This window comes from Salinibius halmophilus (assembly GCF_003577475.1).
Classification (GTDB): Bacteria; Pseudomonadota; Gammaproteobacteria; order Pseudomonadales; family Natronospirillaceae; genus Salinibius; species Salinibius halmophilus.
The window spans coordinates 94,113-118,396 of record NZ_QPEP01000003.1; the positions used below are offsets into that span (position 1 = coordinate 94,113).

Here is a 24,284-nt window from a genome sequence, read left to right on the forward strand (position 1 = left end):
GAGTGACGCACACTAAAATACGCTCATCTTACAAAGCCAGCCATTTCAAGGAAGACCCAATGAAACGTCTAACTTTAGCCATTGCTGCGATGGTTGCAGCAACCCCAGCACTAGCGGATTACCAACTGCGAACCGAGCGCGCCCGAGTGATATGTGGCGATGAAGTCAGCCAAGCCTACTGCCAAAACATTGCCAACCGTATCGACCCATTGCTTGAGCAAGCGGAGACCTTACTGAATCACCAAGTAGATCACCTTAACATTGTGGTCGGCGATGTGTCCGACGACGCGAATGGCACAGCACAAGTATTGCCGAGTAATATTGTCCATTTGTATACCTCATACCCGCGTGAAGGTAGTCTTTTAAACCTTGATGATTGGCTCGATAGCGTGATCTTCCACGAGCTGATTCATATTGTTCACATGTCACAGTCTTCTGGCTTTGCTAAGGCTATTGATTCGATATTTGGTCGCAGTTTTTTTACCCTCCCTAACGGGTTAGTACCGCGTTGGATGAGCGAAGGGATTGCCGTATGGGGTGAGTCTTCACCCACTACTGGCCGGGCAACAGCGCCTTATTACAGCGGCAAGTTGCGTACCGTGGTGCAAGCAGGTTTGCCCGACATCGAAGACTTTACCGTTAGTGCTCGCGTGCCAGTGGTGGGCGATCAGTACTTAATTGGCTCGGCATTTATTCGCTTTATTACCGAAAAATACGGCCAAGATGCAGCAGCTCGCTGGATTCGCGCCAATGGTGCCAAACCTTTCGCGGGTTTTGTTGATGGTGCTTACTATGATGCATTCGGCACCAAAATCACGCACGACTGGCAGCAGTTTTCAGCTTGGTTAAGCCAGCAAGTTGAAGCACAACTGGCGGCCATTGGCACGCCGGTTCAAGGCCAAGCCCTAGCGACTGGGCGCATCGGTGCACCTGTGGTCGGACCAAACGGTGAAATCTGGTATTTTCAAGGTGCTGTCGAAGCACCTGCGGTGTTTACCAACGGTGAAGATGAGTTTGAACTGCCAGCAGGCACCTTCGACATTCAGTTCCGCAACGGTACCTGGCAGGCCTTGCGTGGCCGAGAGTGTGATGGGCGCAGCAGCTCAGAGTTAATTGAACTCGTTGATGAGCGCTGGCGTGTTGTGAGCCAGTGTGATGGTTGGGTCGCCTTGGTGCCTGGTGGTAATGAGTATCATATTTTATTTGATGGCAGTGAGTATCAGTTAGCCAACCAACAAGGCGAGTTAATCGAAACACCGGAGCGAGTGCTCTCGGCGGTGCAAGTCAATGACCAGCTTGTGGTACTCACTGCGAATGGCGCCAATCGCGACATTTACACCGGCTTGCCTGGTGATTGGCAGGCAATCGGTTTAGCAGATTTTGCACCGATTGCGATTGCCGCGAACCAGGACGAGATTTATTTCGTTAGTGGTATAAATGGTACTCAGAATGCGTTTCGCGCGTCTGACCAGCAGCCAGTGACCAATGTTACCGGTGGCGTGACCGATATAGTCGCCACTAACAATGGCCTAGTACTACGCCAAATGCATCCAGAGTTTTATCAGGTTAACTCGCTCTCCAACCCAATGCCGGTTGCCACAATGCCAGTGCCAGAACCCGTGCAGTCGAGTGCCAATTTGCAATTCGCTTCTTCAAATAACAATACCTACGAGACAAGTAACTACTTACCAACCCTAGCATTGCGCCCAATTAACTGGCTGCCAACATTTGGTGGCACGGCAGATAAACCAGCTTATGGCGCTGGTATCAACTTTGCCGATGCTACGGGTGATCATACGGCCAGCCTTGTTGGCCAAACGGATTTTGACAATGTGCAAGTCGACCTTGCTTACGCATGGCCGAACTGGCAGCTGGCTACGCGCGTTGGTCAAGTAGCGGGTAGCACAGATGAGTCAACCGATTGGCGCGCTCAGCTGTCGTTTAGTCAAGGGCATGAACTTGGCCTTGGTTTAATGTTTGGCTACAACCTTGCTGGACAGGTTGATGACGATGCGTATCGCGTTGGTGCGGGGCTTGGACTCGGCAAATTACGTTACGCCACCTATGGCATACAGCCACGTAAAGGCAGCACCATCGCGGCATTTGCTAGCTGGGGGGACGACACCGGCGGCCGTGCGCAAAGTGAGCTAGCTTGGTATCGCCAACTTGGCGGCCTGTATTATGTGGCTGGCGGCTCAGTCATTTGGGACGAAGGACAGAGCGCTGAACTGGTCAACTCAACGTCTATTGATGGCGCAACACCCGGCCTTACTCAGATTGGGTTATCGCACCCGGGTGTGCTTGATTTGGGCACCAGTGATATCGCTTGGCAGCAGCGCAACAAGCTATATTGGGGCAGCGCTTATCAGCCGCGAGGCGTGCTTGGGTTATCACCTATTGGTTACACTCGCTTTGGCGCTACCGCTGGCACACTAGTATCTGGTGTTGATCAGCAAGTGGCAGCCAGTATTACCACCGGTGTTTATCTAGATTGGATACTTGGTTATGGCATCATACCTGTTCGCAGCGAGCTAGCCTCTGTGTTTGGTGTAGAAAACGCTGAATGGTCTTTGGCGCTTAATTTTGAGACAGCGCTATAAGGCGATAGAAGTGAGACTTTATTTGCTTTTATGCGTAGAGTCTCACTAAATCTAGCAAGGCAATAACTTATGGGAAATCGACTCAGTAAAATCTACACACGCACCGGCGACAAAGGTGAAACTGGTTTAGGGACTAATGACCGCGTAAGCAAGGCAGACTTGCGCATCGAAGCCATTGGCACCCTAGATGAGCTCAACAGTGCTATCGGCTTAGTGCGAGCGTATATGGATGAGCAAGACGCGCTGCAAACTGTACTAGCACGCATCCAGCATGATTTATTCGATTTAGGCGGTGAGCTGGCGATGCCGGGTTTTGAGCTGCTACGCCCCGAGCCCATTGCCGAGCTAGAAGCGCACATCGACACGCTCAATGCCGACTTACCTGCCCTAAAAGACTTTATATTACCCGGTGGTGACAAGGTAACCGCCCACATGCATATGGCACGCACCATTTGCCGCCGCGGTGAGCGCGTATTGGTTGCTATGGCAAGCGATGGCAACGAACATAAGATTGCGATGCAGTATTTGAACCGTTTATCGGACTTATTGTTCGTAATGGGCCGCGTAACCGGCCGCCGCGAAGGCGGGCAAGAGATTCTGTGGGACAGCCGCCTGAAAGAAAAAGGCGCTTAAAAACTCTCGAGAGGCCCTACCAAGTAGGGCCAAGTTCAGGGGCTAGTCGTCATCGCCCATGCATTGGTCTTGATAGCTTTCACTATCCATTAAGTCATCTAACTCGCTTGGGTCATCTAACTTAATTTTTACCAACCAACCATCTTCGTAGCAGTCTTCATTGATTAGCTGTGGTGCTTCATCAACGCGCTCGTTAATTTCAATGACGGTACCGGCAGCTGGGGCAAAAATGTCAGAAGCGGCTTTGACCGATTCCACCACTGCCATTTCTTCGCCTGCCTGAAGCTTGCGACCAACGTCTGGTAGTTCAACATAAACCACATCACCCAACTCTTCTTGGGCGTAGTCGGTAATACCAATGGTAATAACGTCGCCGGCTTCCAAACGAGACCATTCGTGGGTATCAGCGTATTTCAAATCAGCAGGAATATTGCTCATGATTGCCTTATCTCTCTGTTATTCGCCGCTACTCTATCATTGAGCGGTTAAAAAACCAGTCTAAAGTTTGAGGTTTACCACACAGGCCTAAAGCTTGAGTGGGTTCTGGTCGATAAAACAAAAGCTAGATGAGGATTTATCGATGCGCAACTGTTTGATCGTGACACTTTTTTGTTTTTGGGTATTGCCGCTGCGCGCCGATGTCAGCATGGACTATCGCCTGTATGATTTGCCGTTAACCGTTGAGCTGGTTAAAAACTACAATGACTGGTCGCAGTCCGATATGACCGGCTATTACCGCGTGTACCTAGTTCAAAGCGAGCGTCCTCCCGTTTCTCATAGCATGTATATTCAATGGGTGTGCCATTGTGATGCCGGCCGCCTAGCACTGAAAGGCATTAGTGAGTTTAATGGCATGGAGCGCTTCCATTTAACCGAACCGACGTTCCGCCGCGCACAGGCCACCGACATGCTCGAGTTCGAAGCAACCAATGTTTATACCCGTGAACGAATGCAGGTGCAGTTGCAGTTATTAGGGATTGGCAACTATCGTATTGCGACGAAGACCATGACCAGTGATATCGACGAGCGGTATCAGGAGTAATTGGGGCGGCGAACGGATTTGTTTCCCAAACCTTCGGTTTGTAAAACCTACGCCCGAACTCATCAAAGCACCTGTAGGTTGTACGGCGCGCATGCGCCGGGCAACGTGTATCGCCAGCGATCAATGTTTCCCAAACCTGCGGTTTTGAAAACCTACGCCCGCTTTTACTTGCCTTGCGCAACGGGTAAGATTGCAGCGCTTAATATTAGGAGACAAGCATGGCTGCAATCGGTATTTTCGACTCGGGCGTCGGTGGGCTATCGGTATTTCAGGCAATTCGCCACCAACTACCTAGTGAGTCGTTAGTGTATTTAGGTGATTCAGCCCGCGTACCCTATGGCACCAAATCCGCCCAGTCGGTGCGCCGCTACGCCCTACAAGCCACTAAAAAACTAGTTGAGCGCGACATTAAAGCCTTAGTGGTTGCCTGCAACACAGCCTCGGCGGTTGCCCTACCGGCGCTGCAGGAGGCGTATCCAAATATACCAGTCATTGGCGTTATTGAGCCTGGTGCGCAGGCAGCAGTTGGCGCTAGCAAAAACCAGCACATTGCGGTCATTGGCACAGAAGGCACTATTAACGGCAAAGCCTATGAACATGCTATTCAAGCGCTTAACCAATCGGCGCAAGTCGACGCCCTAGCCACACAAATGTTGGTATCCATGGCCGAAGAAGGCTGGACACAGAATAAGCTTGCCCAGCTTGCAGTAGATGAGTACTTGCGTGGATTGTTCTTTGTCGAAAATGCGCCCGACACACTAATGCTTGGCTGCACGCACTTTCCGGTGTTTCGCCCTGTTATAGAGGCCTTTGTTGGGCCAACGGTTACCGTTGTTGATTCTGCCAGCACGACCGCAATAGCGATTGAAGCGCTATTGGCAAAACACCAACTATTTGAGCGCCATGGCCCGGCCCGCGAGCACTTTATGGTGACCGACGGACCTGAGCGGTTTGCCCGTGTTGCACGCGTATTTTTAGACGAGCCGATTGCGCCGACGCAAGTCGAGTTAGTCGACCTTTAGAGGCTCCCTTTAGGGGGCCTGGCGCAGGTTTGCTTCACCCTTATCAACATAAAGTTCAGCATCTACCATGGCTTGCATTTCTTCGGGTTGATGACTTACCACCAAGGTGGTGAGGCCAAACTCGTCATGCATTTCTTTGACTAATGCCTGCATGGTCAAACGCGTCGTTTTATCTAGGGCGCTAAACGGCTCGTCTAATAGCAAAAGTGGACGCTGCATCAGCAATGCGCGCCCAAGAGCGACGCGCTGCTGCTGACCACCACTTAACATGGTGCAGCGTTTGTTTAGTTGATCGGTGATCTGTAGGCGCTCAGCAATAGCGGTCACACGCGCTTGTTGCTCGGGGCGTAGTTTGCGTGAGCCACTAATGCCCAGCGCCAGATTTTGCGCCACACTCAGGTGTTCAAACACATTATTTTGCTGAAACAACATCGATACTGGGCGCTGAGCTGGCTCTAAGCCAAGCAAAGACTGACCTTGCCAGCTTATTTCACCACCACGAATGGCGGTAAACCCTGCTAGCGCATCGAGCAAGGTGGACTTGCCTGCACCACTTGCACCACTTATTAGCAACATCTGGCCAGCGGTGAGTTGAAAGTTAAACCGGCATTGCCAGTTGTCGCGCTCTATCACTACATTGTCGACGCTAAGCATGGTACCTCCTGGCTAACCAAGCCAATAAGCGCTGAATCATAACCCCGATGAACACTAACCATGCCCCCACCCACAATGCTTGCTCCAACTGGCGCGCACCAATTAAGCGGTAGAGTCTTAGCGGCAAAGTGTTTAAATCGTGGCTAGACAGCATCAGTGCCGCCCCTAGGTCACCGGCGGCTAACATAAATGCCAACCCTAGGGCACCGGCAATGGCGGTGGCCATTTTGGGCCAATAAATCCAGCGCCAGCGTTGCCATTGGCTTAAGCCCAGCATGGTCATTTGCCGCCCATAGCGAGCTTGAGCAGCATTTTTTGCTGGTCGCAGTAGTTTGATGGCAAATGGCACAATCATTAGTGCATTGAGCAGGGCAATGGCGGCGAGGCGCTGCCATAATGCATCGCCGTAGCGCCATAGAATAATAAATGCGCCAGTCGCAAGCATCATCGATGGCACCAGCATAACGGTATAGCCAACAAACATGGCAAACCGCCCTCGCCCGGCTTGCAAACCAATAGCGAGCATAACACCAAGCATGGCACTTGCCGTGGCGATCATCAGCGTTTGCCCGGTTGCTTGCCAAAGCTTAGCGGAACTCATTGCGTCAAGTAGTGGCTGCCATCCGGCTTTCACTAACAAGCCTAGAATGGGTGCCAGCCAATAGGCTAAACACACCAGAATAACCAAGCCATCAAAGTACCGCGTGCTCGTTAATTCAGGGCGACTGCGTTGCACATTAATGGGCCCTGCGCCCCATGAATCAAGCAAGTGGCGCAATATAAGCAACGCCAGCAGCACGCCAATAGCGAGTTGAATGACCGCTAGCCAAGTTGCTAAATAAAAATCGAACTCGTAATGCAGGGCTTGGTAGATCGCTATTTCAAGCGTGGTTGAACCAGGCCCGCCTCCTAGACTGACGACAACGGGGAAGCTGGTCATGCATATTAAAAACACCAAGCCAGCGACAGGGAAAATAGCGGCGCGAATCGCCGGCCAATCCAACAAGCGCCACATTTGCCAGTCCGTTAACCCCAATTGCTGCGCTTGTTTAATATGCGCCTCTGGAATACGTTGCATTTGCTGCATCACCACTCGGGCAATGAGCGGTGTTTCAAAAAACCAGTGCGCCAGCAAAATGGCAGGCAGACCATAAAACTTCCAATCAAGGAACTGACCCACCGCACCCGTTGGGCTCCAAGTCAATAAAATGGCTAGCACAATCAGCAAACCTGGCATCACAAAACAAGCATCGAGCCATGCAATTAACCAATTGCGGCCAATGAAGCTGCGCCTAGCAAGCGTGCGACCGATAACAATACCCAAGAGCACAGAGCCTAGCGTCGACAAGCTGGCTTGCAGCAGGGTGAATTGAATAATGTTGCCGATCCAGCGCCAAGGCATAGGCTCGGCGCTGGCTTGCCAAAACATCGATAATACGGCAGAAATGGGTAGCACCAAGGCGGCAACTACCCAAGCAGTTGCCAACCACGATGGCTGAAGGGTTAGCTGGCGGCGTTGAGCCATTCACGCACCCAGTTGCTACGTTCGTTAGCAACGTCATCTTCATCGAACATTAGAATGTCGGCAGGGGTAATCAATTGCTCGAACGACGCCGGTAACTCAGCTTCAGGATGTACAGGGAACATCCAGTTGGTTGTTGGAATAATCGATTGCGCTTCTGGCGACACCAGATACTGCAAAAAGTCGTTGGCTAGTTCGGCTTGCTGCGAGGCGTGCGTAACGAATGCCACCTCAATTTGCTGATAATGCCCTTCCGAGAACGGCATGGCTTTAAAGCGTGTCTCATCTTCATACTCAATGTGGTACGCCGGAGACGTTACATAGCTAAGCACCGCATCGGCACCACCTTCCATAAAGATGCCATAATATGCATCACTCCAACCTTGCGTTACCGTGGTGGTGTTATCAGCTAGCGCTGCCCACTTGTCACCCGCTTGCTCGCCAAATACCGACTTCATCCAATACAGCAGGCCAGCACCCACGGTTGAAGTGCGTGGATCCATGTACACAACGGATAGATCCGAGTCGATTAGTTCGGCTAATGAAGTGGGTGGATTGCTTACTCTTTCGCTGTCGTAAACAAACGCAAACTGACCATAGTCGAAAGGCACAAAGTCGTTATGCGCCCAACCACCTGGAACAACTAGTTCACTGGTATCCACAGTGTGCTCAGCTACTTGACCAGTTTTTCTTGCATCTGCAAGCAGGGCGTTGTCGATGCCTAGCACGATATCGGCTTTGGTATCATCGCCTTCAATACGCAAACGATTAAGCAGGCTTACACCGTCAGCAAGCGCGACAAACTCAACGTCACAACCACATTTTTGTTCGAAATTAGCTTCTATTTGTGGGCCAGGGCCCCACTCGGCAACAAACGAGTCATAGGTATAAATGGTCAGTGGGTTGGCAACAGCTGTACCAGCAACCAGTGCTATTGAGGCAAGAAGTTGTTTTTGCATGGGCGTCTCCAAAACAGGCGCTCATACATAGGCAGGTAACGGCATGCTCGTTTCCTACGCCAGTATGAACTGGATCAGGTGAAGTACGGGTGTGTTCTCAGCACCGAAGTGCACCCCGACGAGATTCGGGCGCCATTATGCCTAAGGGCAGTAGAACTAGCAAACCAAGCTTGATTACCGAATTTGAAGATAACCTGAACAGGCTAACAATATTGTTAACTAACTTTCACGCTTTGACCTTACACTGAACAACAGACCCAATGGGAAAGGAACCCAGCATGCAAACCTATCAGCGCATAGAAAGCCTAGACCTTATACGCGGCATCGCCGTGCTGGGCATTCTGTATATGAATATCATGTCGATTGTTGCACCAATCGAAGCCTACTCCATTATCGACTGGGCGTGGTTTACCAACTCACTCGACCAAACCATTTATATTATTCAATCCCTGTTTATTGAATCACGCTTTATGAGCATGTTTAGCCTGCTGTTTGGCATTGGACTCACTTTGCAGTGGCAGCGCTTAGAGATGAAATCGCTAGCACCCAAACCCTGGCTGCGCCGGCGCTTATTTTGGCTGCTGATTTTTGGTTTAATCCATGGTTTTGTTTTTTGGGCGGGCGATATTTTATCCACGTACGCCATTGCTGGCTTCTTTCTGCTCTTCATGATGAATTGGAGTGTGCGCCGCAAGATGATCGTCGCCGTGGTGTTCATGGTCATTGCTCAGTTAGCCATGGGCTTTTTGCTACTTGGCACATTTTTCGCCGATATTGGCATGTTTGACTACGCTGCAATGCCATTTAGCGCCGAGTACCTGGCTGAGGAGCGTGCTAAGTTGGGTACAAGCGCCATGTTCGTCAATAACGCGAGCGATTATTTGCAGTTGATTTTCGCTGGCCCCATTGCTACCTGGTGGGAAATTATGGCCACTATGTTAATTGGCTCAGTGCTTTTTGAAACTAACTACTTTAGCAAGTTGCGCAAACGCTCAATTGCCTTTTTAATCATTGGCTTTATCTGGGGCGCTATTGTCACTCGCTTACGCTTGCACTGGGGCACCGACACCGATCAGACGCAAGCCACCATTATGCTAATGATGCCAGCTGGCCTGCTAATGGCCATTGGCTATGCCAATATCATTGCCTTGTTTGCTAATCGCCAAGGCCTGCTGACCACAGCGTTGAAAAATACCGGTAAGACTGCATTTACCGTTTATCTGGCTCAATCGGTCATTCTTGTCATTGTTTTCCAGTGGTTAGCACCACAGTGGTGGGGCGTGATGACGCGCGGGCAAGCCTGGTTGTTTATTTCAGCCTACTTGGCGCTGTTAGTCATTGCCGCCCACTGGTGGCAATCAAACCATGGCCAAGGCCCGATGGAAAAACTATGGCGAACATTGGCCTATCGTAAACTTGAGCGGGCTCAGAGTTAATTGACTATGCTGAGTGGAGAAACCGAATAAGGAGCTGCCCATGCGAGCCACTATCTTAGATGAAGTGCTAACCCGCAACGATGGCCATTCGCCAAACAGTGAAGAGCCAATTGGCAAACACTATAAAATGGCGAGCAATCCTTTTCGGTTTTTCCGCGGCTCAGCACCGCTATTTTACTACGACCTAGCCAGTCAAATTGTATTGCCCAAGCCGTTTTTTGACGTCGTGCCGCATACAGCCATTATGGGTGATTGCCATGTAGCAAACTTTGGCTTTTTTACTGAAGAGGGCTCGCACGGCAACCAGGTGATCTTTGCCCCAAATGACTTTGATGATGCCTGCTTTGGCCCGGCGGTTTGGGATTTACTGCGTTTTGCTACAAGCTTATTGCTCAGTGGCGACTACGCGCGTGGATTATTAGAGGGGCGCTACGATAACGTTGACGGCGTTAAACTCGATGGCAAAGTTGCCAGCGACCAAGCTGAAGACATTGCCGCTGCGACGGCATTTATTGAGCAATATGCCAACGCGCTAGCGCTCATCATTGGCGATGATCGTCGCCGAGACGAAACTGTGTATGGATTTGATAAACCACATGTATTGCGCAAGCCAGAAAAAAAAGCGCTAGCTCGTGCACCCGGTGGTAAAGATTTCGCCCGCAAAAGCACGCTCGCCAAACTGACAGAACATGCGCCAACAGGTCATCTCCAGTTTGCCGATCTACCCGATAAATTTGTCCATCTAGAAAGCGAAGAACGGCGTGCGATTGAGGCAGCGTTTCGCCCGTACGTAGACGACGAGATTATCGATATAGTCAGCCGAGTTGGTGCTGGTACTGGGTCTTTGGAGCTAAGCCGCTATTATTTATTAGTAGGGCCAAAGCATTTACGCACCCAAGAAGATATTTTTCTTTGCCATGTGGTTGAGGTAAAACAACAACGGCCTGCTGCGCCGCTGGCCTATTTTAATCAGATCAATCCACGCAACCAGCTTAACCCTGCGCACCTAACGGCTAGCTGCCAAGGCTTAATGCAGCACAAACCCGACCTCATTCTTGATGAAGTGTATTGGCAAAATCAGCATTGGTTGATTCGCTCACGCCACCATGCTCGCGTGGGCATCGACCCTGATAACATTGCATTGCGCAAAAAAAATCCCGGCGAAGCCATGGTGCAATATGCGCGCACGACGGCAAATGCACTCGCACTGGCCCATTCACGCGGCGACCGACGGTCACTCAATTTTGAAGTTGAAATCGTTAGAGCACTCACCCACAACGATGACGCCATCATAGAAGCAGCACAGCAGTATTATCAGCAAGTATTGTTCGACCACAATTGGCTAGCAAGCACGGTACACAAGAACGACTAGGCTAGTGTTATTCACCGCCGAATAAGCCAGATAGTGCCGATTTTTCATCGGCACTGACTTCGTTGATGCGCCCGCGGTCTTCCCCTCTGCCACAGCTTACTTGGTTTCTGCCACTACGCTTGGCTCGATACAGTTGCTCATCAACACGGGCAATGAGGTCTTGGCGGGTATCGTTGTCGGCCGCAAACAACACATCGGCCCCGACACTGCAAGTAATATTCAAATCGCCAGCTTCTGTATGATAGGGTGTTTCTTCACAGACTCGGCGTAGGCGTTCGGCAATGGTTTTAACTTGCCGCATGCCAGTAGTGGGGCAAATTACGGCAAATTCTTCACCACCATAGCGGCAAGCAATATCTAGTTTGCGAACGGTTTCTTTTATGCGGCGACTCCATTCTTGCAATACTTCATTGCCAACGGGATGGCCATACTCATCATTAACACGCTTAAAGTGGTCAAGGTCTAACATGATCAATGACATAGCAGAACCGGTACGGCGGGTTCGCTCCATTTCATGGGCAAGATGCTGCTCAAATGCGCGATGGTTAAACAACTGTGTCAGTTCATCCGTTGAAGCCATCTTTTCAAGCTCGGACACTCTGCTCGTCAGGTGATCGAGTTGTTGGCGATATGCTTCGCAAGACTCGCACGCCTCAACTTGAGCGAACTGTTTATTGTTCAACCGTTCCATCTAACCGCCTTGTTACCATTATCACACTCACTGCCAATACCCTATTTCTGTACCAGCATACCGTATTAAACTAAGCATAAGCCATACCACTTTTTTTGGCTTATTTTATCAAAATAACGACAGACTTTCGCCGCCTAGGGTACCTTGTTGCCTTAAACCATTTTGATACTTAGTTCTCTGCCGTTTTATGTTACCGTCTGCTTATAAATAGAAAAATAATTAGCAGTAGGTTGACTTATGAACTCTGACGCCATTTTTGCCAAAACTGACCAAGGCCGCGCTGCCATTACCGATAGAAGCATCCCCCTATCACCAAAACAACGCCAGCTACTAATTATGATCGACGGAAAAAAGCGTGTGAAAGATATCTTTCCAAGCATCGACGATACTGCCATCGCACGCGTTCAGTCTTTACTGCAAGAAGGCTTAATCGCTGGCGATCAACCTGCTACAGCAAAACCAGCAGCCAAACCAACTAGCTCAACCGGTAACACACTGCAAGTCACTAGCCTTCCCGCTAGCGCTTCGTTAAATAGAATTCGAGGCATTCTTGCCATGTGTAGCCAGCAATATTTATCCGACGAGCTAGATACCATGCTCACCGATGTGTTTGATCACCTGCAGGATGCCTCTGAGCTGCAGTTTTGTTTGGATCAATGGTTAAAGCGTATGACCGACCGAGTTCCTGCATCGGCAACTAATCTGTACATCCAACAGGTCAAAAGCTTGCTATAACTAGGCCTTCAACTGATCTACGGCAACCTGACCAATTTGGTAAGATGTCAGCATAATTGAGCTAATTCCAACAAGATGCCACATAAAGTGGCATTTTTTGTGCAAATTGATGAGGCAAATTCAATGACTGTGCATGAAATAAACCATCCTTTGGTAAAACATAAAATCAGCCTTATGCGAGCTGCAGATATCAGCACTCGCAGCTTTCGCGAGCTCGCAGGCGAAGTAGGCAACCTCATTACTTACGAAGCCACCAAGGATTTAGAACTCGAAACGTTTGAGCTTGAAGGCTGGAACGGCCCCATTGAAGCACAGCAAATTAAGGGCAAAAAGATTACCGTGGTGCCCATTCTTCGGGCCGGGCTCGGCATGCTAGATGGCGTTCTGCAAATGGTGCCAAGTGCCAAAATTAGTGTGGTAGGTATATATCGAGATGAAGAAACCCTGCAACCAGTGAGCTATTTCGACAAGCTTGCGGGCGACATTGACCAGCGCATGGCACTAGTTGTTGACCCTATGCTTGCAACCGGTGGTTCGATGAACGCAACCATTGAGCTGCTGAAAAAGAGCGGCTGCGACAGCATTCGAGCCTTAGTGTTGGTTGCTGCACCAGAGGGCATTAAGGCCGTACAAGATGCACACCCAGATGTTGAAATCTACACGGCGGCTATCGATAGTCATTTGAATGAAAACGGCTACATCATTCCAGGTTTGGGTGATGCAGGCGACAAGATTTTTGGCACCAAATAAGGACTTCCCATGACCACAAATGTAAACAGCAACGAGGTGTCTGGCTGGAAGCTACCTTTGGTCGGCTTACAAATGCTTTTTGTAGCATTCGGGGCCTTGGTCCTCATGCCACTGATCACCGGTTTAGATCCAAGCGTTGCGCTCTTCACAGCTGGTGCGGGAACCTTGTTATTCCAGTTGGTGACCAAGCGCTCTATCCCTGTTTTTCTCGCCTCGTCTTTTGTATTCATCGCACCGATCAGCATTAGTATTGAGCAATATGGCCAAGCCGCGACGATGGGCGCACTAATGGCTGCTGGTGGTGTTTATATGATCCTAGCTGGCCTCGTTGCTTGGCGCGGGCCAGACATCATCCACCGTTTGCTCCCGCCCGTGGTAACTGGGCCTGTCATTATGATTATTGGCTTAAATCTAGCGCCTGTTGCCGTTGGCAATGCGATGGGCATGGCAGGCGACACACGCGTGTTCCCATATCTAGATTCCATGATTGTTGCCACGATAGCGCTTGCCACCACTGTGGCTGTATCGGTATTCGCCGGTGGTATTTTTAGGCTAGTCCCTATTCTCGCTGGTGTTGTAGTAGGATATATCGCAGCGCTTATTTTTGGCATGGTCGATTTCTCGCCAGTGGCAGAACAAGCACTATTTGCTGTGCCGAATTTCACCGCCCCAGAGTTTAATATGGCTGCCATATTGTTTATGTTGCCCGTTGCCATTGCCCCAGCAATTGAACACGTTGGCGACGTGTTGGCCATTAGCAATGTTACTGGTAAAAATTACCTGAAGAAGCCAGGTTTGCATCGCACCTTATTTGGCGATGGCATCGCTACGGCATTGGCAGCTGCGTTTGGCGGCCCACCCAACACAACCTACTCAGAGGTCACTGGTGCCGTCACGCTAACCCGCGCTTTCAACCCTGTAGTAATGACTTGGGCAGCAGTATTCGCCATCGCCCTAGCCTTTATCGCCAAGTTTGGCATTTTACTGCAAACCATACCGGTGCCGGTTATGGGCGGCATAATGATCTTGTTATTTGGCTCAATCGCCTCGGTTGGGATGAATATTTTGATCAAAAACAATGTTGATTTAAGCCATCAGCGCAATCTAGTGATTGTTGCGACCACACTCGTGCTTGGCTTGGGCGGCATGGTAGTCGGCAACGATAGCTTCTCACTTCAAGGCATTAGCCTATGTGGTATTGTGGCAATTATTCTGAACCTGATTCTACCTGCGGCGCCAAAAACTGATGCGCCAGCGCCATAAGCGATTGGCTTAATAAGCTGCGATAATCGGTTTGTGCAGCAGGCAACCCCGCCTGCTGCAACGCTTGTTGCTGCAATGGCGACATGACCAGTAATGGATACATGCCACTAATCATCGGTAACTGCGCAAATAAGAAGCCTTCCACCTGCTTGGCATTTGGAAACCAAGCTGACAAAAGCCTTGTTAGCTGTTGGTGCTCACTTGCTAGCCCCCGCTTAAAAGCAAACAAGGCCTCAGGCGTCGCATGGTGTTCAAGCATCTGATACAACAACGAGAATAGTTTCATTAAACGAGGTTGGTTTAGTGCAGCAGTCAGCCACTGCTGGCAGAAAGTCGCTAGATCGGGTGGTGGCGGCAGCTGCGTTAATGCTTGACGGAACACACCGATATCCTTCAGCAAAAGATGGAGAAAAATTTCTTCTTTGCTATCAAAATATCGGTAAACGTTTGAGCGGGTAAAATTAATGCGCTTACCAATCATCACCAACGAGATGTCTTCAAACCTGTGGCTTTCAAACAGCTCTGCGGCGGCGGTGATAATGGAATTTACTCGGTCTTCTATTTGCTCGGCACTGCGTGCTCGATGCCAACTCATATAAGGCTCTCAATCACTATCTAGGTACTGCATTACGCGGGTACCTAAGATAACGATCATCAGCACTTATAGCCAGAAGTACCAAGCCGACAGAGCAAATCCAGCAGAAATAAGCGGAAATGCAACGACGCCAATGCGACGCTCCATAGTGCATTTAGATGCACACAAGATTTCAGTAGCAGCTTTCATGACATGCCTCAATAGGTGTTAATGGCGCTGCATGTTAAAGCATGTTCACCTTATTACGATTACCAAACTGTTAGATAAGCCTACTGAAAGTACTACGCCTGCAACTCGGCTAGCTGGCCATTGGCGAGCTGAAGCAGATCGCTAGGTGCGAGTTCAATCTCTAACCCTCGTTTTCCGGCGCTCACATAAACAGTGGCAAACCCCTGCGCCGAGGTATCTACGAAGAGTGGTAACGCTTGCTTTTGCCCCAACGGGCTTACGCCACCGAGTACATAGCCTGTAGCACGTTGCACTTTTTGTTTATCGGCCATGGCTGCCTTCTTACCCCCTGCGGCTTTCGCGAGCGCCTTTAAACTTAGTTGGCTAACAACCGGAATAACTGCCACAACCAGCTTGCCGTCTACATCAGCTACCAAAGTTTTAAATACTCTCGGCGGCTCTACCGACAACTTTTCAGCCGCTTCCAAGCCATACGACTGACTTTTTGGGTCGTGTTCATATTGATGTAAAAAATAGTTAATCTTTTTAGCTTTCGCTAATGCAACGGCGGGTGTCAAATCAATATCTCCATCTAGCGTGTTCCAAAAGATAATTGAAAATTTTACTTAACTTGCATAATTTTGAAAAAAATTTGCAGCAATTTAGGCGTAGTGTGTGCTTTGAGTTAGGTAACTGCCATGCTTGACTCGCAGTGACTACCCTCTGAGACATATAGACTGCCTGTCTCTTTCTTAACGGGTGCTTTCCCCTAAAGCACCCTATTTTTTTGTTTATATTACATATATTTATACTTTAGGTTAGTTTTTCTCACACTGATAAATTTCTTTTGACTAACCTTAATGACCACCTTTATAGTGTTCAAACGGATTAATAACAACACTAAACAAAAGGAATCAGCATGTACTTAGGGATATCATGCACAGGCCACGATAATGCATTGGCGTTAGTGGATAAAAATGGCAAGGTGCTCTATGCCCAAGCAGCAGAGCGCGATACACAGAGCAAACAAGGATTCAGCCTAGCGCCGGACCAGCCACACAAGCTGGCTAAGCTACTAAAACGCTATGCGCCAGATATCACAGAACTTACCATTTGTAAGTCTTGGCCAGCCGATACCGAAGCGCGTATGCGGGCACAGATTGAACGCATTACACCAGTCGCGCAACCTGGCCCAGAACAAGCCATCACGCAGAACTTTATCACCATTCAAACCATGAACATGGAACAGGTATTTTTACCTAATATCCAGATGGCTGGTGGCGGCGCTGCGCGTACGGCTTTTAATTTAGAGATTCCGAGCACCATCAAGCACTTCGACCATCATAGCACACATGCTGCTTTTGCATGTTACTCCTCGCCATTCGAAGAGGCCGCATGTTTGGTAATGGATGGCTATGCCGAAGATTCAGCGCAGTCTGTTTATATCTATAAAGATAATAAGCTAGAAAAACTAGATATGCCGGAATACGACGGCGAGCTGAACCGCATTGCCGCAAGTTTAGGGATATACTACGGCTATACCATATGTAAAGTATGCGGCTTTGCACCTGATTCTGGTGAAGAATGGAAAATTATGGGCCTTGCCCCTTATGGCAAGTTAAATGAAGCATTCTTGCAAGTATTGCGCGAACATATTGGTGTTAAAGATGGCTATATTACCCTGCCAAAAGGGTCAGTTATGGCTGTTGCAAAAATGCGTGAACATGCCCGCCCATATCATATGTTCCCAGAAGAATGTGCAGATTTAGCGTATACCGCACAATATCACTTCAGTGAACTAATGGATCAGGTGCTCACCGACATTCACCGTATTACCGGCATGGACAATATTGTTATTACCGGCGGCTGTGGTCTGAACTCGTCTTATAACGGCCGTGTTACTAAGAACACGCCATTTAAAAACATCTTCGTACCCAATGCACCAGGGGATGATGGCAATGCAGTAGGTGCTGCCTTGCTGGCTGCCAAAGCAGACAACCCAGATTTAGTTATTCGCAATGCTTTCCAAACGCCGTATTTAGGTGACGACATCGACGAACAGGAAGTGGCCAGCTTCATTGCCAAAGGTGGCATCACTAATGTAGAGAAGCTTGAATGGCGTGAGCTTTATCAAGCAGTAGCCGATGAGTTAGAAGCTGGTAAGGTCGTCGCCTGGGTGCAAGGCCGCGCTGAGTTTGGCCCACGAGCGCTGGGCAATCGCTCAATTTTAGCCGACCCTCGCAGTGAAAAAATGAAAGCTAAGATTAATGCGGCGGTGAAGTACCGCGAACCGTTCCGACCGTTTGCACCCATGGTGCTAGACGAGTTTGGTGAGCAGTACTTTGAAGACTACAGCGACACGCCATATATGGAAAAGGTTCTTACCTTTAAACCAGAAGTACGCGGCAAAGTACAGGCGGTGTGCCATGCCGATCATACCGGCCGCCTGCAGTCGGTAACGAAAGCGCGCAACGAGCATATTCACGGTTTGATGACCGCGTTCTATGAGCGAACCGGCGTGCCTGTGTTGTTAAACACAAGCTTAAATGTGATGGGCAAACCTATTGTTGGCTGCCTCAATGATGCCGTGATGACGTTTTACACTTCCGACATAGAAGTATTAGTGGTTGGCCGCTACGTGTTTCGCAAGCAAGCCATTAAACAAGGCAACGAAGAGGTGCATCAAACTACCGCCACGGTATGACCAGTCTGATTACTTTGCCGTTTAAATGTAAACCCCGAGCTTGCTCGGGGTTTTTCTTTTGCGCTACCTTAACGACTGACTCGCTAGACATATTTCCTGATGGCCAAATGATTGTTTTATCGTCAAACTAAGATGACAAAACAATGAAGGAGGCCACCATGGATGCTGGCATTATACTTTTAGCCTTATGGGTGATTATTGGCCCAACTGCCATTGCGATCTGGGCCATTGCCTCGGTACAAAAACTTAAACAACGCGTGCGGGTATTAGAACGCAAAGCGGCGTTTAAAGAGGCAAATGAGTCTATCCCCGACAATACAGCCAGGGACGAGGAAAGCGATAGCGCACTGGAAGCGCCAGTTGAAACACCTGCCGAACCAGAAACAACGCCCGTGCCAGCTGAGCCAATAAGCCAGCCAACAAAAGTTTATGACTTGCCTGCATCGAAACCGCCTTTGAGTTCAACCTGGACATCCAAGGTATGGCAAAGCTTCAAAGCTAACTGGCTGGTTTGGATTGGCGGCCTTGCCCTGCTGATCGGCATGGGCTACCTAGTTCAGGTAATAGGCAGCAACTTCAGCATTCCGCCGCTTGCCAGAATTAGCTTAGCCAGCATCATTTCACTCGCGGTCATCATGCTTGGCGAATACCTGCACAAGCACCGAAAGGATGGCTTGCACTTCGCCTATATTCCCGCAGCCGTTACCGCCGCGGGCAAGAGTGGCCTTTATGGCACAGTTTTATTTGCTTATTTGGATTACCAATTATTAGGGCCAAGCAGCGCCATGTTAATGCTTGCGGTCGTTGCTTGGGTAAGCATTGCCCTCACCCAGCGCCAAGGCCCGTTAATGGCGGCTTTGGGTATGCTAGCAGGCTTTGCTGCACCACTGTTTATTGACAGCCAGCAGCCCAACCTATGGTTATTATCGGCGTACCTGTTTTCTATTGTTGTGGCTGGGCAGTTGGTAAGCCAGCGGGTAAAACGAGCTTGGTTAGGTTACTTTAATTGGCCATTTATGGCCGTTTGGCTGTTGTTATTAGCCAGCCAATCAACTTTGATTGCTAGCATCGCGCTACCCGTTGCTTACTATTTGTTAGTTCTAGTGCCTCGCCAAGGCTGGAGGCTGAAAACCAATCATTCACCCGCATTTTGGCAGCACCCAAACCTTACCATTAGTGCGTTGTTAGCGGCTAGTGCCTTAGTAGTTTCTATTTATAACAACGAGCAAATGTTATGGATGAGCTGGGCACTGCTGGCCTGTGTATGGTTGCCTGTGTTGGTGACAGGGCGCAGCCATCAGCTTATTACATGGGACACGCTCGTGTTCGCCATTGTTTGGTTGCTACTGGTTCTCGTATATAGCGACGTAAGCTGGCAGCTGCTGGCCGTTCCAGCTTTAGTATGGGCGCGACTCATGCTGCAAGGGCGCGAACCATTAGATGTGATTAGCCACTGGTTTAGCATTTTTTGGCTACCCGCAAGTTTAACCGCCTTGCATTTAAGCGACATGTTAGTTGGCGATTGGCGCCTGATTATTCTCACCGCCCTAGCCGCAAGTGTTTTGGCTGCCAACCAGTTAAGTGCTCAACGCCAAGCCATGTTTTGCTCGGCCCACATTCTGCTGGCCTTATTAAGCTACTTTGCCCTGCCCGGTGGCTATTTTGTTGCCGCTATTGCTGCGCAAGTGGCGCTGCTCGCATGGCTAGCCAACCAGCAAAACTGGCAACCATCAACCTGGTTAATCAAAGCGGCGTTGCTGGCTATTTCTTTGCTATTTACCGCAGCACCCTTTGTTGGCGATTGGCAACTCGCTAACCTGCTGCCCTATGGTTTACTAGGTGGCGCGGTGTTGGCACTACTATTACTCGGTAGGCACCTGCTGACAGGCCATGCCCTACTGCCTTGGTATAACGGTGGCATTCTGCATGTGTTTGCAGTTTGGCTGCTGGTATTGGGGCAGCTGTGGCTGGATGTGACAAACGGCAATGAGTTTGCCCGCCTGTGTTTGGCCTCAGCGCAAACATTTAGCCTTTCGGCGCTATATTGGTGGCGCAGTGGCACTAGCTCGCATAAGTTGTATCAGTATTACGCACAAGCGCTGCTAGCACTTGGCGCAGTTGTTATGTTGCTGCTGCTAACCGTGCAACTACCTTACTTGTCATACTATGAGTCATACTACGAGGCAAGTGCCGGATGGCGTGTGCTCAACTGGATGCTTGTGGGTTATTTGGTGCCCGCGGTACTCTTTGCTTGGCAAGCCAAGCAAAACCTATTGGTGAAGCCGATTAGTGGTAAAGTTTACGTCGTTGCGGCAGCGGCTTTGGCAACACTCTGGATCAACCTTGCTATTCGAAATATTTGGCAAGGCGGCCAGATGGCCATTGATTATGGCCTAAGCAACTCAGAGCTATATAGCTATTCGGTGGTATGGCTAGTACTGGGCATAACCATGACCATTTTTGCGGCAGCTAAACGACAGACTGTTGTGCAAACCATCGGCTTAGGCTTGCTGGCGCTAGTGTCTTGTAAGGTGTTTCTGATTGATGCCAGCGAGTTAGATGGCGTGCTGCGAGCAGCAAGCTTTATTGGCTTAGGCGCAGCACTGGTGGCATTAGGCTGGATCTTCCAGCGCCTGCAGAGCAAGAAGCACGCAACATAATGACGCTTTACGCGACAAGTCTAAATTTTTGCTGTTACGTATCAACGACCCAGTAAATGAGTTTTGTTATGATTCACCGCAAATAAACGAATAGCTGAGTCGCACGTGACAATTAAGGTAGGCATTATTGGTGGCGGGGTTGCTGGGTCAACCATCGCCATGTTCCTAGCCGAGCAAGGGCTAGGCATTGAGTTGTTTGAAAAAGGGCCAAGCTTGGTGAATGGCCCGCCGGTTTGCCATCTGCATGCTGGTGGTAATTTTTATCGCGAGATTTCCGATCAACAATGCCGCGACTTGCTGCGCCAGTCTTTGCAAACCATGCAAATTTACCCGCAGGCAATTAACAAGCGCCCTACCGTCGTGGTCACACCTAAATCAGACCCAAGCGACCCCAATGATTTATTGCCGCGCTTGCACATGCTTACCGAGTATTATCGCGAGCTGGTCGAAAATGATGCCAACCAAGCTCTATTGGGCTCACCAGACGATTACTTTCGTGTGCTAGACCAGCAACAAATGCAAACACTCGCTCAGCGCCCACTTCCTGCGAGCATAGAACAGCCAGAAGACTGGCTAGTGCCCGTGGCTCGCAATATCAACTTGGACGACATCAAGTACCCTGTGGTGTTAGTGCAAGAATATGGGCTCAGTATATTCCGCGTTGCCGCCACAGCTCAATTAACCTTAGCTGAGCTCAACAACGTCAACCTGCACCTCAACCAGCCTGTTGATTCGGTGGAAAAACGGGAAGATGGTTGGCAAATATGCGCCGCAGATCAGTGCGTGCAGGTGGACTACCTAGTGAATAGTGCAGGGTTTCGAACCGGTGAGATCGATGATTTACTTGGCGAAAACAAACGCCGATTGGTTGAGTTTAAAGCCGCTTATATTACCCGCTGGGCAGAATGTGAAGGCATTTGGCCCGAGGTTATCTTCCATGGCCCGCGTGGCGCCGACAACGGCATGGCACAGCTCACCCCCTACCCAGACAAAGTATTTCAACTGCATGGCATGACGCCAGAAATTACCTTGTTTGACCGTGGTTTGGTGGCTAGCAACGAGCAATCGGCGCAACCAAAGCTAGCCGAGCATTTTATTGAAAAAATTGATCAAGGCTGGCAAGCAGAAGAAGTTGAACTTCGCACTGCTCGCGCCATCACCCATATGGCGCGCCACGTCCCTAGCTTTATTTCGGCTCAGGTAGCAGGCAAACCCCTCTATGGTGCCCAGCAAATTCCAGGTGACGAGCCAAGCCTTAGGGCATCAGAGGTGAGCTTTGGCGAGCGTTACGCCAGAGCTGAAATTGTTAAATCCTGCACGGCCATTGCCATTGCCGAAGATATTTATCAAAACCTGATCGACCTAGGCCTCACCCAAAAAGCGGCCGTGCCATTGCGGCGCTCTGCAAAGTGGGCGGTTTCAGCCGTGGAAAACAAAGCCCTAATGCTTAGCCAAGCGCGCCAATACATACCGGAGCTTGCCGTTAAGCCTCGTTAACTGACCTGGCAACGATTCAGTCACTCCCGCGCAGGCGGGAGCCTAGCCACCACATATGAAAGCAGTCGTAGGTTGCACGGCCGTTTTTTTGGCCGGGCAACAATCAAGTCACTCCCGCGCAGGCGGGAGCCTAGCCACCACATATGAAAACTAGACACCCGATAAAAGCTCTCGGGTGTGACGAGTGGGTTTGTTTCCCAAACCTGTGGTTTGGAAAACCTACGACTTTTTACCGCGCCAATATAATTGGTATAAATCGGGGCGGCGGTCTTTGCTGTTGGTCACGGCGCCCTCGTGCCGCAACTGATACAACTTGTCTAAATCCAAGTCGGCGATCACGGCCATTTCAGTATTGGGCGTGCTTTCAGCAATGATGGCATCGTGCGGGAAGGCAAAGTCGGAAGGAGTGTAAACTGCCGACTGAGCATACTGGATATCAACGTTTTCAACTTGTGGTAAGTTGCCAACACTGCCACCAATTGCGACATAACATTCGTTCTCAATGGCCCGAGCTTGAGCGCAGCGCTGCACTCGTAAAAATCCGTTTTTGGTATCCACCCAGAAGGGCACAAACAATATGTCCATTTCCTGCATGCTTTGAATGCGCGCCAACTCGGGAAACTCCACGTCGTAGCAAATCAATACCCCAATTCGCCCACAGTCAGTGTCGAACACTTTTAGTTCATCACCCCCTTCAATAACCCAGTCGCGGCGCTCGTGTGGCGTGATATGAATTTTCTGCTGACGATCAACCGAGCCATCACGCCGGCATAGGTAAGCATTGTTGTACAAGGTATCGCCGTCTAATTCAGGGATACTGCCGGCAATAATATTGACGTTATACACCACTGCGAAGTTGGAAATGGCTTCAATGGTGCGCTCAGCATACTGCGCCAAATAACGAATCGCGTCATATTGGTTATGCTGATTTTCATCGATGCCCATCAAGGGCACATTGAAAAATTCGGGAAACAAAACAAAGTCGGCTTGATAATCGGAGAGCGTATCTACAAAAAACTCTACTTGTTTGAGCCAAGCATCAAACGAATCAACCATTCGCATTTGCCATTGCATGATCCCCACTCGCACCACAGATTTGCGCATTTCACTAATCGGGGTGTCGTCCGGCTCGAACAAGATATTGCTCCACTCAAGTAGAGTTGCCCAGCCTTGCGACTGCTCGTCTTCTGGCAGATAACCACGCAATAAGCGCTTCACTTCAAAATCATTGGCGAGCTGAAAGCTCAAAATCGGGTCATGAATTTCGCGCTGTCTAACGGCTTCAATATACTGTGTTGGTCGAAGGTCGTCGGCATGCTTGTGATAATTAACAATACGACCACCGGCAAGTATGGCGCGCAAGTTTAAGTTTCGGCAGACGTCTTTGCGCACGTCGTAAAGGCGCCGGCCAAGGCGCAGGCCTCGGTAGTCCTTATCGACAAACACATCCATGCCATACATAGCGTCGCCTTTTGGGTCGTGTTTAAGAGAGTCGCGCCGGCCAACCAGGTCATCGTAAGTATGGTGGGCGGTAAAGCGGTCGTATGAGCATTTTACCGTTAACGCCACGGCTACCACTCGGCCGCTGTCTTCAATGGCTATTTGCCCTTCAGGGAAGTCGTTAATTAATTTAGCAATCGACTCTTCAGACCAAGCGCCCCCTAAATCTGGGTATACCTGCTCCATGATATGAGCCACGTCTTGATAATCGTCGGCTTGCAAGTTTCGAGTAACGAGTTGCAAGTCTTGCGGTTGATTCGCCACAGCTGCTCCAAAATTGGGTGCATTCACTTTATATACGCAGTATAGTAACGGCTCTTATCCAATCACTCTAGGAGACTGTTTATGACTAAATTTGATGATGTCAGCTTGGCAGGCTCCTTAGTAGCCAGCTAAAACGCCTCGCTACCTGCGAGCCTGCCAATTCAATTAGCTCACTTGCACTGCCACCCAGGCGGTGATTACTTTTTGATATTGAATT

General features: G+C 49.7%; 21 protein-coding genes and 1 riboswitch. Of the genes, 12 read left to right on the forward strand and 9 right to left on the reverse strand.

Annotation, left to right across the window (positions count from 1 at the left end; translation table 11 throughout):
- Positions 1–59: 59 nt before the first annotated feature.
- Entirely contained in the window at positions 60–2,600 is a 2,541-nt protein-coding gene (locus DUW71_RS03825) for a hypothetical protein (RefSeq protein WP_119393918.1), read from the forward strand.
- A 69-nt stretch (positions 2,601–2,669) separates the two neighbouring features.
- Positions 2,670–3,233, forward strand: a complete 564-nt coding sequence (locus tag DUW71_RS03830; protein WP_119393919.1) for a cob(I)yrinic acid a,c-diamide adenosyltransferase — start codon at positions 2,670–2,672, stop codon at positions 3,231–3,233.
- A 42-nt stretch (positions 3,234–3,275) separates the two neighbouring features.
- On the opposite strand, the gene gcvH is transcribed toward DUW71_RS03830, so the two are convergent.
- Entirely contained in the window at positions 3,276–3,671 is a 396-nt protein-coding gene (gene gcvH, locus DUW71_RS03835; protein WP_119393920.1) for a glycine cleavage system protein GcvH, read from the reverse strand.
- A 142-nt stretch (positions 3,672–3,813) separates the two neighbouring features.
- Between gcvH and DUW71_RS03840 the strand changes: the two genes are divergently transcribed.
- Positions 3,814–4,275 (forward strand): hypothetical protein, encoded by a 462-nt coding sequence (locus DUW71_RS03840; RefSeq protein ID WP_119393921.1) that lies wholly within the window; start codon positions 3,814–3,816, stop codon positions 4,273–4,275.
- 218 nt (positions 4,276–4,493) lie between these two features.
- On the forward strand, positions 4,494–5,297 hold the full coding sequence (gene murI, locus DUW71_RS03845; protein ID WP_119393922.1) for a glutamate racemase: 804 nt from the start codon (positions 4,494–4,496) through the stop codon (positions 5,295–5,297).
- 9 nt (positions 5,298–5,306) lie between these two features.
- Here murI and DUW71_RS03850 read toward each other — a convergent pair whose 3' ends face one another.
- Genes DUW71_RS03850 through thiB form a run of 3 tightly spaced genes read right to left on the reverse strand, consistent with a single transcriptional unit; the run spans position 5,307 to position 8,432 of the window.
- Entirely contained in the window at positions 5,307–5,951 is a 645-nt protein-coding gene (locus DUW71_RS03850; RefSeq protein ID WP_119393923.1) for an ATP-binding cassette domain-containing protein, read from the reverse strand.
- Complete coding sequence (locus DUW71_RS03855) at positions 5,944–7,476, reverse strand: ABC transporter permease subunit (RefSeq protein WP_119393924.1); 1,533 nt, start codon at positions 7,474–7,476, stop codon at positions 5,944–5,946. Before DUW71_RS03855 ends, DUW71_RS03850 begins: the two co-directional genes overlap by 8 nt.
- Positions 7,455–8,432, reverse strand: coding sequence for a thiamine ABC transporter substrate binding subunit (thiB, locus tag DUW71_RS03860; protein WP_119393925.1), 978 nt, complete (start codon positions 8,430–8,432; stop codon positions 7,455–7,457). Before thiB ends, DUW71_RS03855 begins: the two co-directional genes overlap by 22 nt.
- 34 nt (positions 8,433–8,466) lie before the next feature.
- A riboswitch (TPP riboswitch) is annotated at positions 8,467–8,560 on the reverse strand.
- 150 nt (positions 8,561–8,710) lie between these two features.
- On the opposite strand from thiB, the gene DUW71_RS03865 reads away from it, so the two are divergent.
- Together DUW71_RS03865 and DUW71_RS03870 are read left to right on the forward strand one after the other, a co-directional pair.
- Positions 8,711–9,868, forward strand: coding sequence for a DUF418 domain-containing protein (locus DUW71_RS03865; protein ID WP_158583859.1), 1,158 nt, complete (start codon positions 8,711–8,713; stop codon positions 9,866–9,868).
- Between the two features lie 40 nt (positions 9,869–9,908).
- Positions 9,909–11,240 (forward strand): DUF2252 family protein, encoded by a 1,332-nt coding sequence (locus DUW71_RS03870; protein WP_119393927.1) that lies wholly within the window; start codon positions 9,909–9,911, stop codon positions 11,238–11,240.
- Between the two features lie 7 nt (positions 11,241–11,247).
- On the opposite strand, the gene DUW71_RS03875 is transcribed toward DUW71_RS03870, so the two are convergent.
- Positions 11,248–11,931 (reverse strand): GGDEF domain-containing protein, encoded by a 684-nt coding sequence (locus DUW71_RS03875; RefSeq protein ID WP_119393928.1) that lies wholly within the window; start codon positions 11,929–11,931, stop codon positions 11,248–11,250.
- A gap of 237 nt (positions 11,932–12,168) precedes the next feature.
- On the opposite strand from DUW71_RS03875, the gene DUW71_RS03880 reads away from it, so the two are divergent.
- The 3 genes from DUW71_RS03880 to DUW71_RS03890 all read left to right on the forward strand — a co-directional run bounded on the left by DUW71_RS03880 (position 12,169) and on the right by DUW71_RS03890 (position 14,679).
- Positions 12,169–12,666 (forward strand): hypothetical protein, encoded by a 498-nt coding sequence (locus DUW71_RS03880; protein WP_119393929.1) that lies wholly within the window; start codon positions 12,169–12,171, stop codon positions 12,664–12,666.
- A gap of 123 nt (positions 12,667–12,789) precedes the next feature.
- Entirely contained in the window at positions 12,790–13,416 is a 627-nt protein-coding gene (gene upp / locus DUW71_RS03885; protein ID WP_119394138.1) for a uracil phosphoribosyltransferase, read from the forward strand.
- Positions 13,417–13,425: 9 nt separating this feature from the next.
- Positions 13,426–14,679 (forward strand): uracil-xanthine permease family protein, encoded by a 1,254-nt coding sequence (locus DUW71_RS03890; RefSeq protein ID WP_119393930.1) that lies wholly within the window; start codon positions 13,426–13,428, stop codon positions 14,677–14,679.
- On the opposite strand, the gene DUW71_RS03895 is transcribed toward DUW71_RS03890, so the two are convergent.
- The 3 genes from DUW71_RS03895 to ybaK all read right to left on the reverse strand — a co-directional run bounded on the left by DUW71_RS03895 (position 14,624) and on the right by ybaK (position 16,020).
- Positions 14,624–15,274: a TetR family transcriptional regulator gene (locus DUW71_RS03895; RefSeq protein ID WP_119393931.1), complete on the reverse strand. Its 651-nt coding sequence runs from the start codon at positions 15,272–15,274 to the stop codon at positions 14,624–14,626. The two genes, DUW71_RS03890 and DUW71_RS03895, sit on opposite strands and share 56 nt — an antisense overlap.
- Before the next feature lie 66 nt (positions 15,275–15,340).
- Positions 15,341–15,463: a hypothetical protein gene (locus tag DUW71_RS17940; RefSeq protein WP_267896646.1), complete on the reverse strand. Its 123-nt coding sequence runs from the start codon at positions 15,461–15,463 to the stop codon at positions 15,341–15,343.
- Positions 15,464–15,555: 92 nt separating this feature from the next.
- Entirely contained in the window at positions 15,556–16,020 is a 465-nt protein-coding gene (gene ybaK / locus DUW71_RS03900; RefSeq protein WP_119393932.1) for a Cys-tRNA(Pro) deacylase, read from the reverse strand.
- A gap of 341 nt (positions 16,021–16,361) precedes the next feature.
- On the opposite strand from ybaK, the gene DUW71_RS03905 reads away from it, so the two are divergent.
- From DUW71_RS03905 to DUW71_RS03915, 3 genes are all read left to right on the forward strand, one after another.
- Positions 16,362–18,146 carry a carbamoyltransferase family protein gene (locus DUW71_RS03905; protein ID WP_119393933.1) on the forward strand — a complete coding sequence of 595 codons (1,785 nt, stop codon included), beginning with the start codon at positions 16,362–16,364 and terminating at the stop codon, positions 18,144–18,146.
- Positions 18,147–18,304: 158 nt separating this feature from the next.
- Positions 18,305–20,806 carry a DUF2339 domain-containing protein gene (locus DUW71_RS03910; protein WP_158583860.1) on the forward strand — a complete coding sequence of 834 codons (2,502 nt, stop codon included), beginning with the start codon at positions 18,305–18,307 and terminating at the stop codon, positions 20,804–20,806.
- Between the two features lie 105 nt (positions 20,807–20,911).
- On the forward strand, positions 20,912–22,303 hold the full coding sequence (locus tag DUW71_RS03915; RefSeq protein ID WP_199671146.1) for an FAD-dependent oxidoreductase: 1,392 nt from the start codon (positions 20,912–20,914) through the stop codon (positions 22,301–22,303).
- A gap of 219 nt (positions 22,304–22,522) precedes the next feature.
- Here DUW71_RS03915 and DUW71_RS03920 read toward each other — a convergent pair whose 3' ends face one another.
- Entirely contained in the window at positions 22,523–24,067 is a 1,545-nt protein-coding gene (locus DUW71_RS03920) for a carbon-nitrogen hydrolase family protein (RefSeq protein ID WP_233546019.1), read from the reverse strand.
- Between the last annotated feature and the right edge of the window lie 217 nt (positions 24,068–24,284).

Bases quoted from the DNA above. Each gene is read 5' to 3' on its own strand.
- gcvH (WP_119393920.1), bottom strand. From the start codon at position 3,671: ATGAGCAATATTCCTGCTGATTTGAAATACGCTGATACCCACGAATGG.
- DUW71_RS03865 (WP_158583859.1), top strand. From the start codon at position 8,711: ATGCAAACCTATCAGCGCATAGAAAGCCTAGACCTTATACGCGGCATC.
- DUW71_RS03825 (WP_119393918.1), top strand. From the start codon at position 60: ATGAAACGTCTAACTTTAGCCATTGCTGCGATGGTTGCAGCAACCCCA.
- DUW71_RS03880 (WP_119393929.1), top strand. From the start codon at position 12,169: ATGAACTCTGACGCCATTTTTGCCAAAACTGACCAAGGCCGCGCTGCC.
- DUW71_RS03905 (WP_119393933.1), top strand. From the start codon at position 16,362: ATGTACTTAGGGATATCATGCACAGGCCACGATAATGCATTGGCGTTA.
- murI (WP_119393922.1), top strand. From the start codon at position 4,494: ATGGCTGCAATCGGTATTTTCGACTCGGGCGTCGGTGGGCTATCGGTA.
- DUW71_RS03840 (WP_119393921.1), top strand. From the start codon at position 3,814: ATGCGCAACTGTTTGATCGTGACACTTTTTTGTTTTTGGGTATTGCCG.
- upp (WP_119394138.1), top strand. From the start codon at position 12,790: ATGACTGTGCATGAAATAAACCATCCTTTGGTAAAACATAAAATCAGC.
- DUW71_RS03830 (WP_119393919.1), top strand. From the start codon at position 2,670: ATGGGAAATCGACTCAGTAAAATCTACACACGCACCGGCGACAAAGGT.
- DUW71_RS03870 (WP_119393927.1), top strand. From the start codon at position 9,909: ATGCGAGCCACTATCTTAGATGAAGTGCTAACCCGCAACGATGGCCAT.
- DUW71_RS03855 (WP_119393924.1), bottom strand. From the start codon at position 7,476: ATGGCTCAACGCCGCCAGCTAACCCTTCAGCCATCGTGGTTGGCAACT.
- DUW71_RS03895 (WP_119393931.1), bottom strand. From the start codon at position 15,274: ATGAGTTGGCATCGAGCACGCAGTGCCGAGCAAATAGAAGACCGAGTA.
- DUW71_RS03875 (WP_119393928.1), bottom strand. From the start codon at position 11,931: ATGGAACGGTTGAACAATAAACAGTTCGCTCAAGTTGAGGCGTGCGAG.
- DUW71_RS03850 (WP_119393923.1), bottom strand. From the start codon at position 5,951: ATGCTTAGCGTCGACAATGTAGTGATAGAGCGCGACAACTGGCAATGC.
- DUW71_RS03910 (WP_158583860.1), top strand. From the start codon at position 18,305: ATGGATGCTGGCATTATACTTTTAGCCTTATGGGTGATTATTGGCCCA.
- DUW71_RS17940 (WP_267896646.1), bottom strand. From the start codon at position 15,463: ATGAAAGCTGCTACTGAAATCTTGTGTGCATCTAAATGCACTATGGAG.
- thiB (WP_119393925.1), bottom strand. From the start codon at position 8,432: ATGCAAAAACAACTTCTTGCCTCAATAGCACTGGTTGCTGGTACAGCT.
- DUW71_RS03890 (WP_119393930.1), top strand. From the start codon at position 13,426: ATGACCACAAATGTAAACAGCAACGAGGTGTCTGGCTGGAAGCTACCT.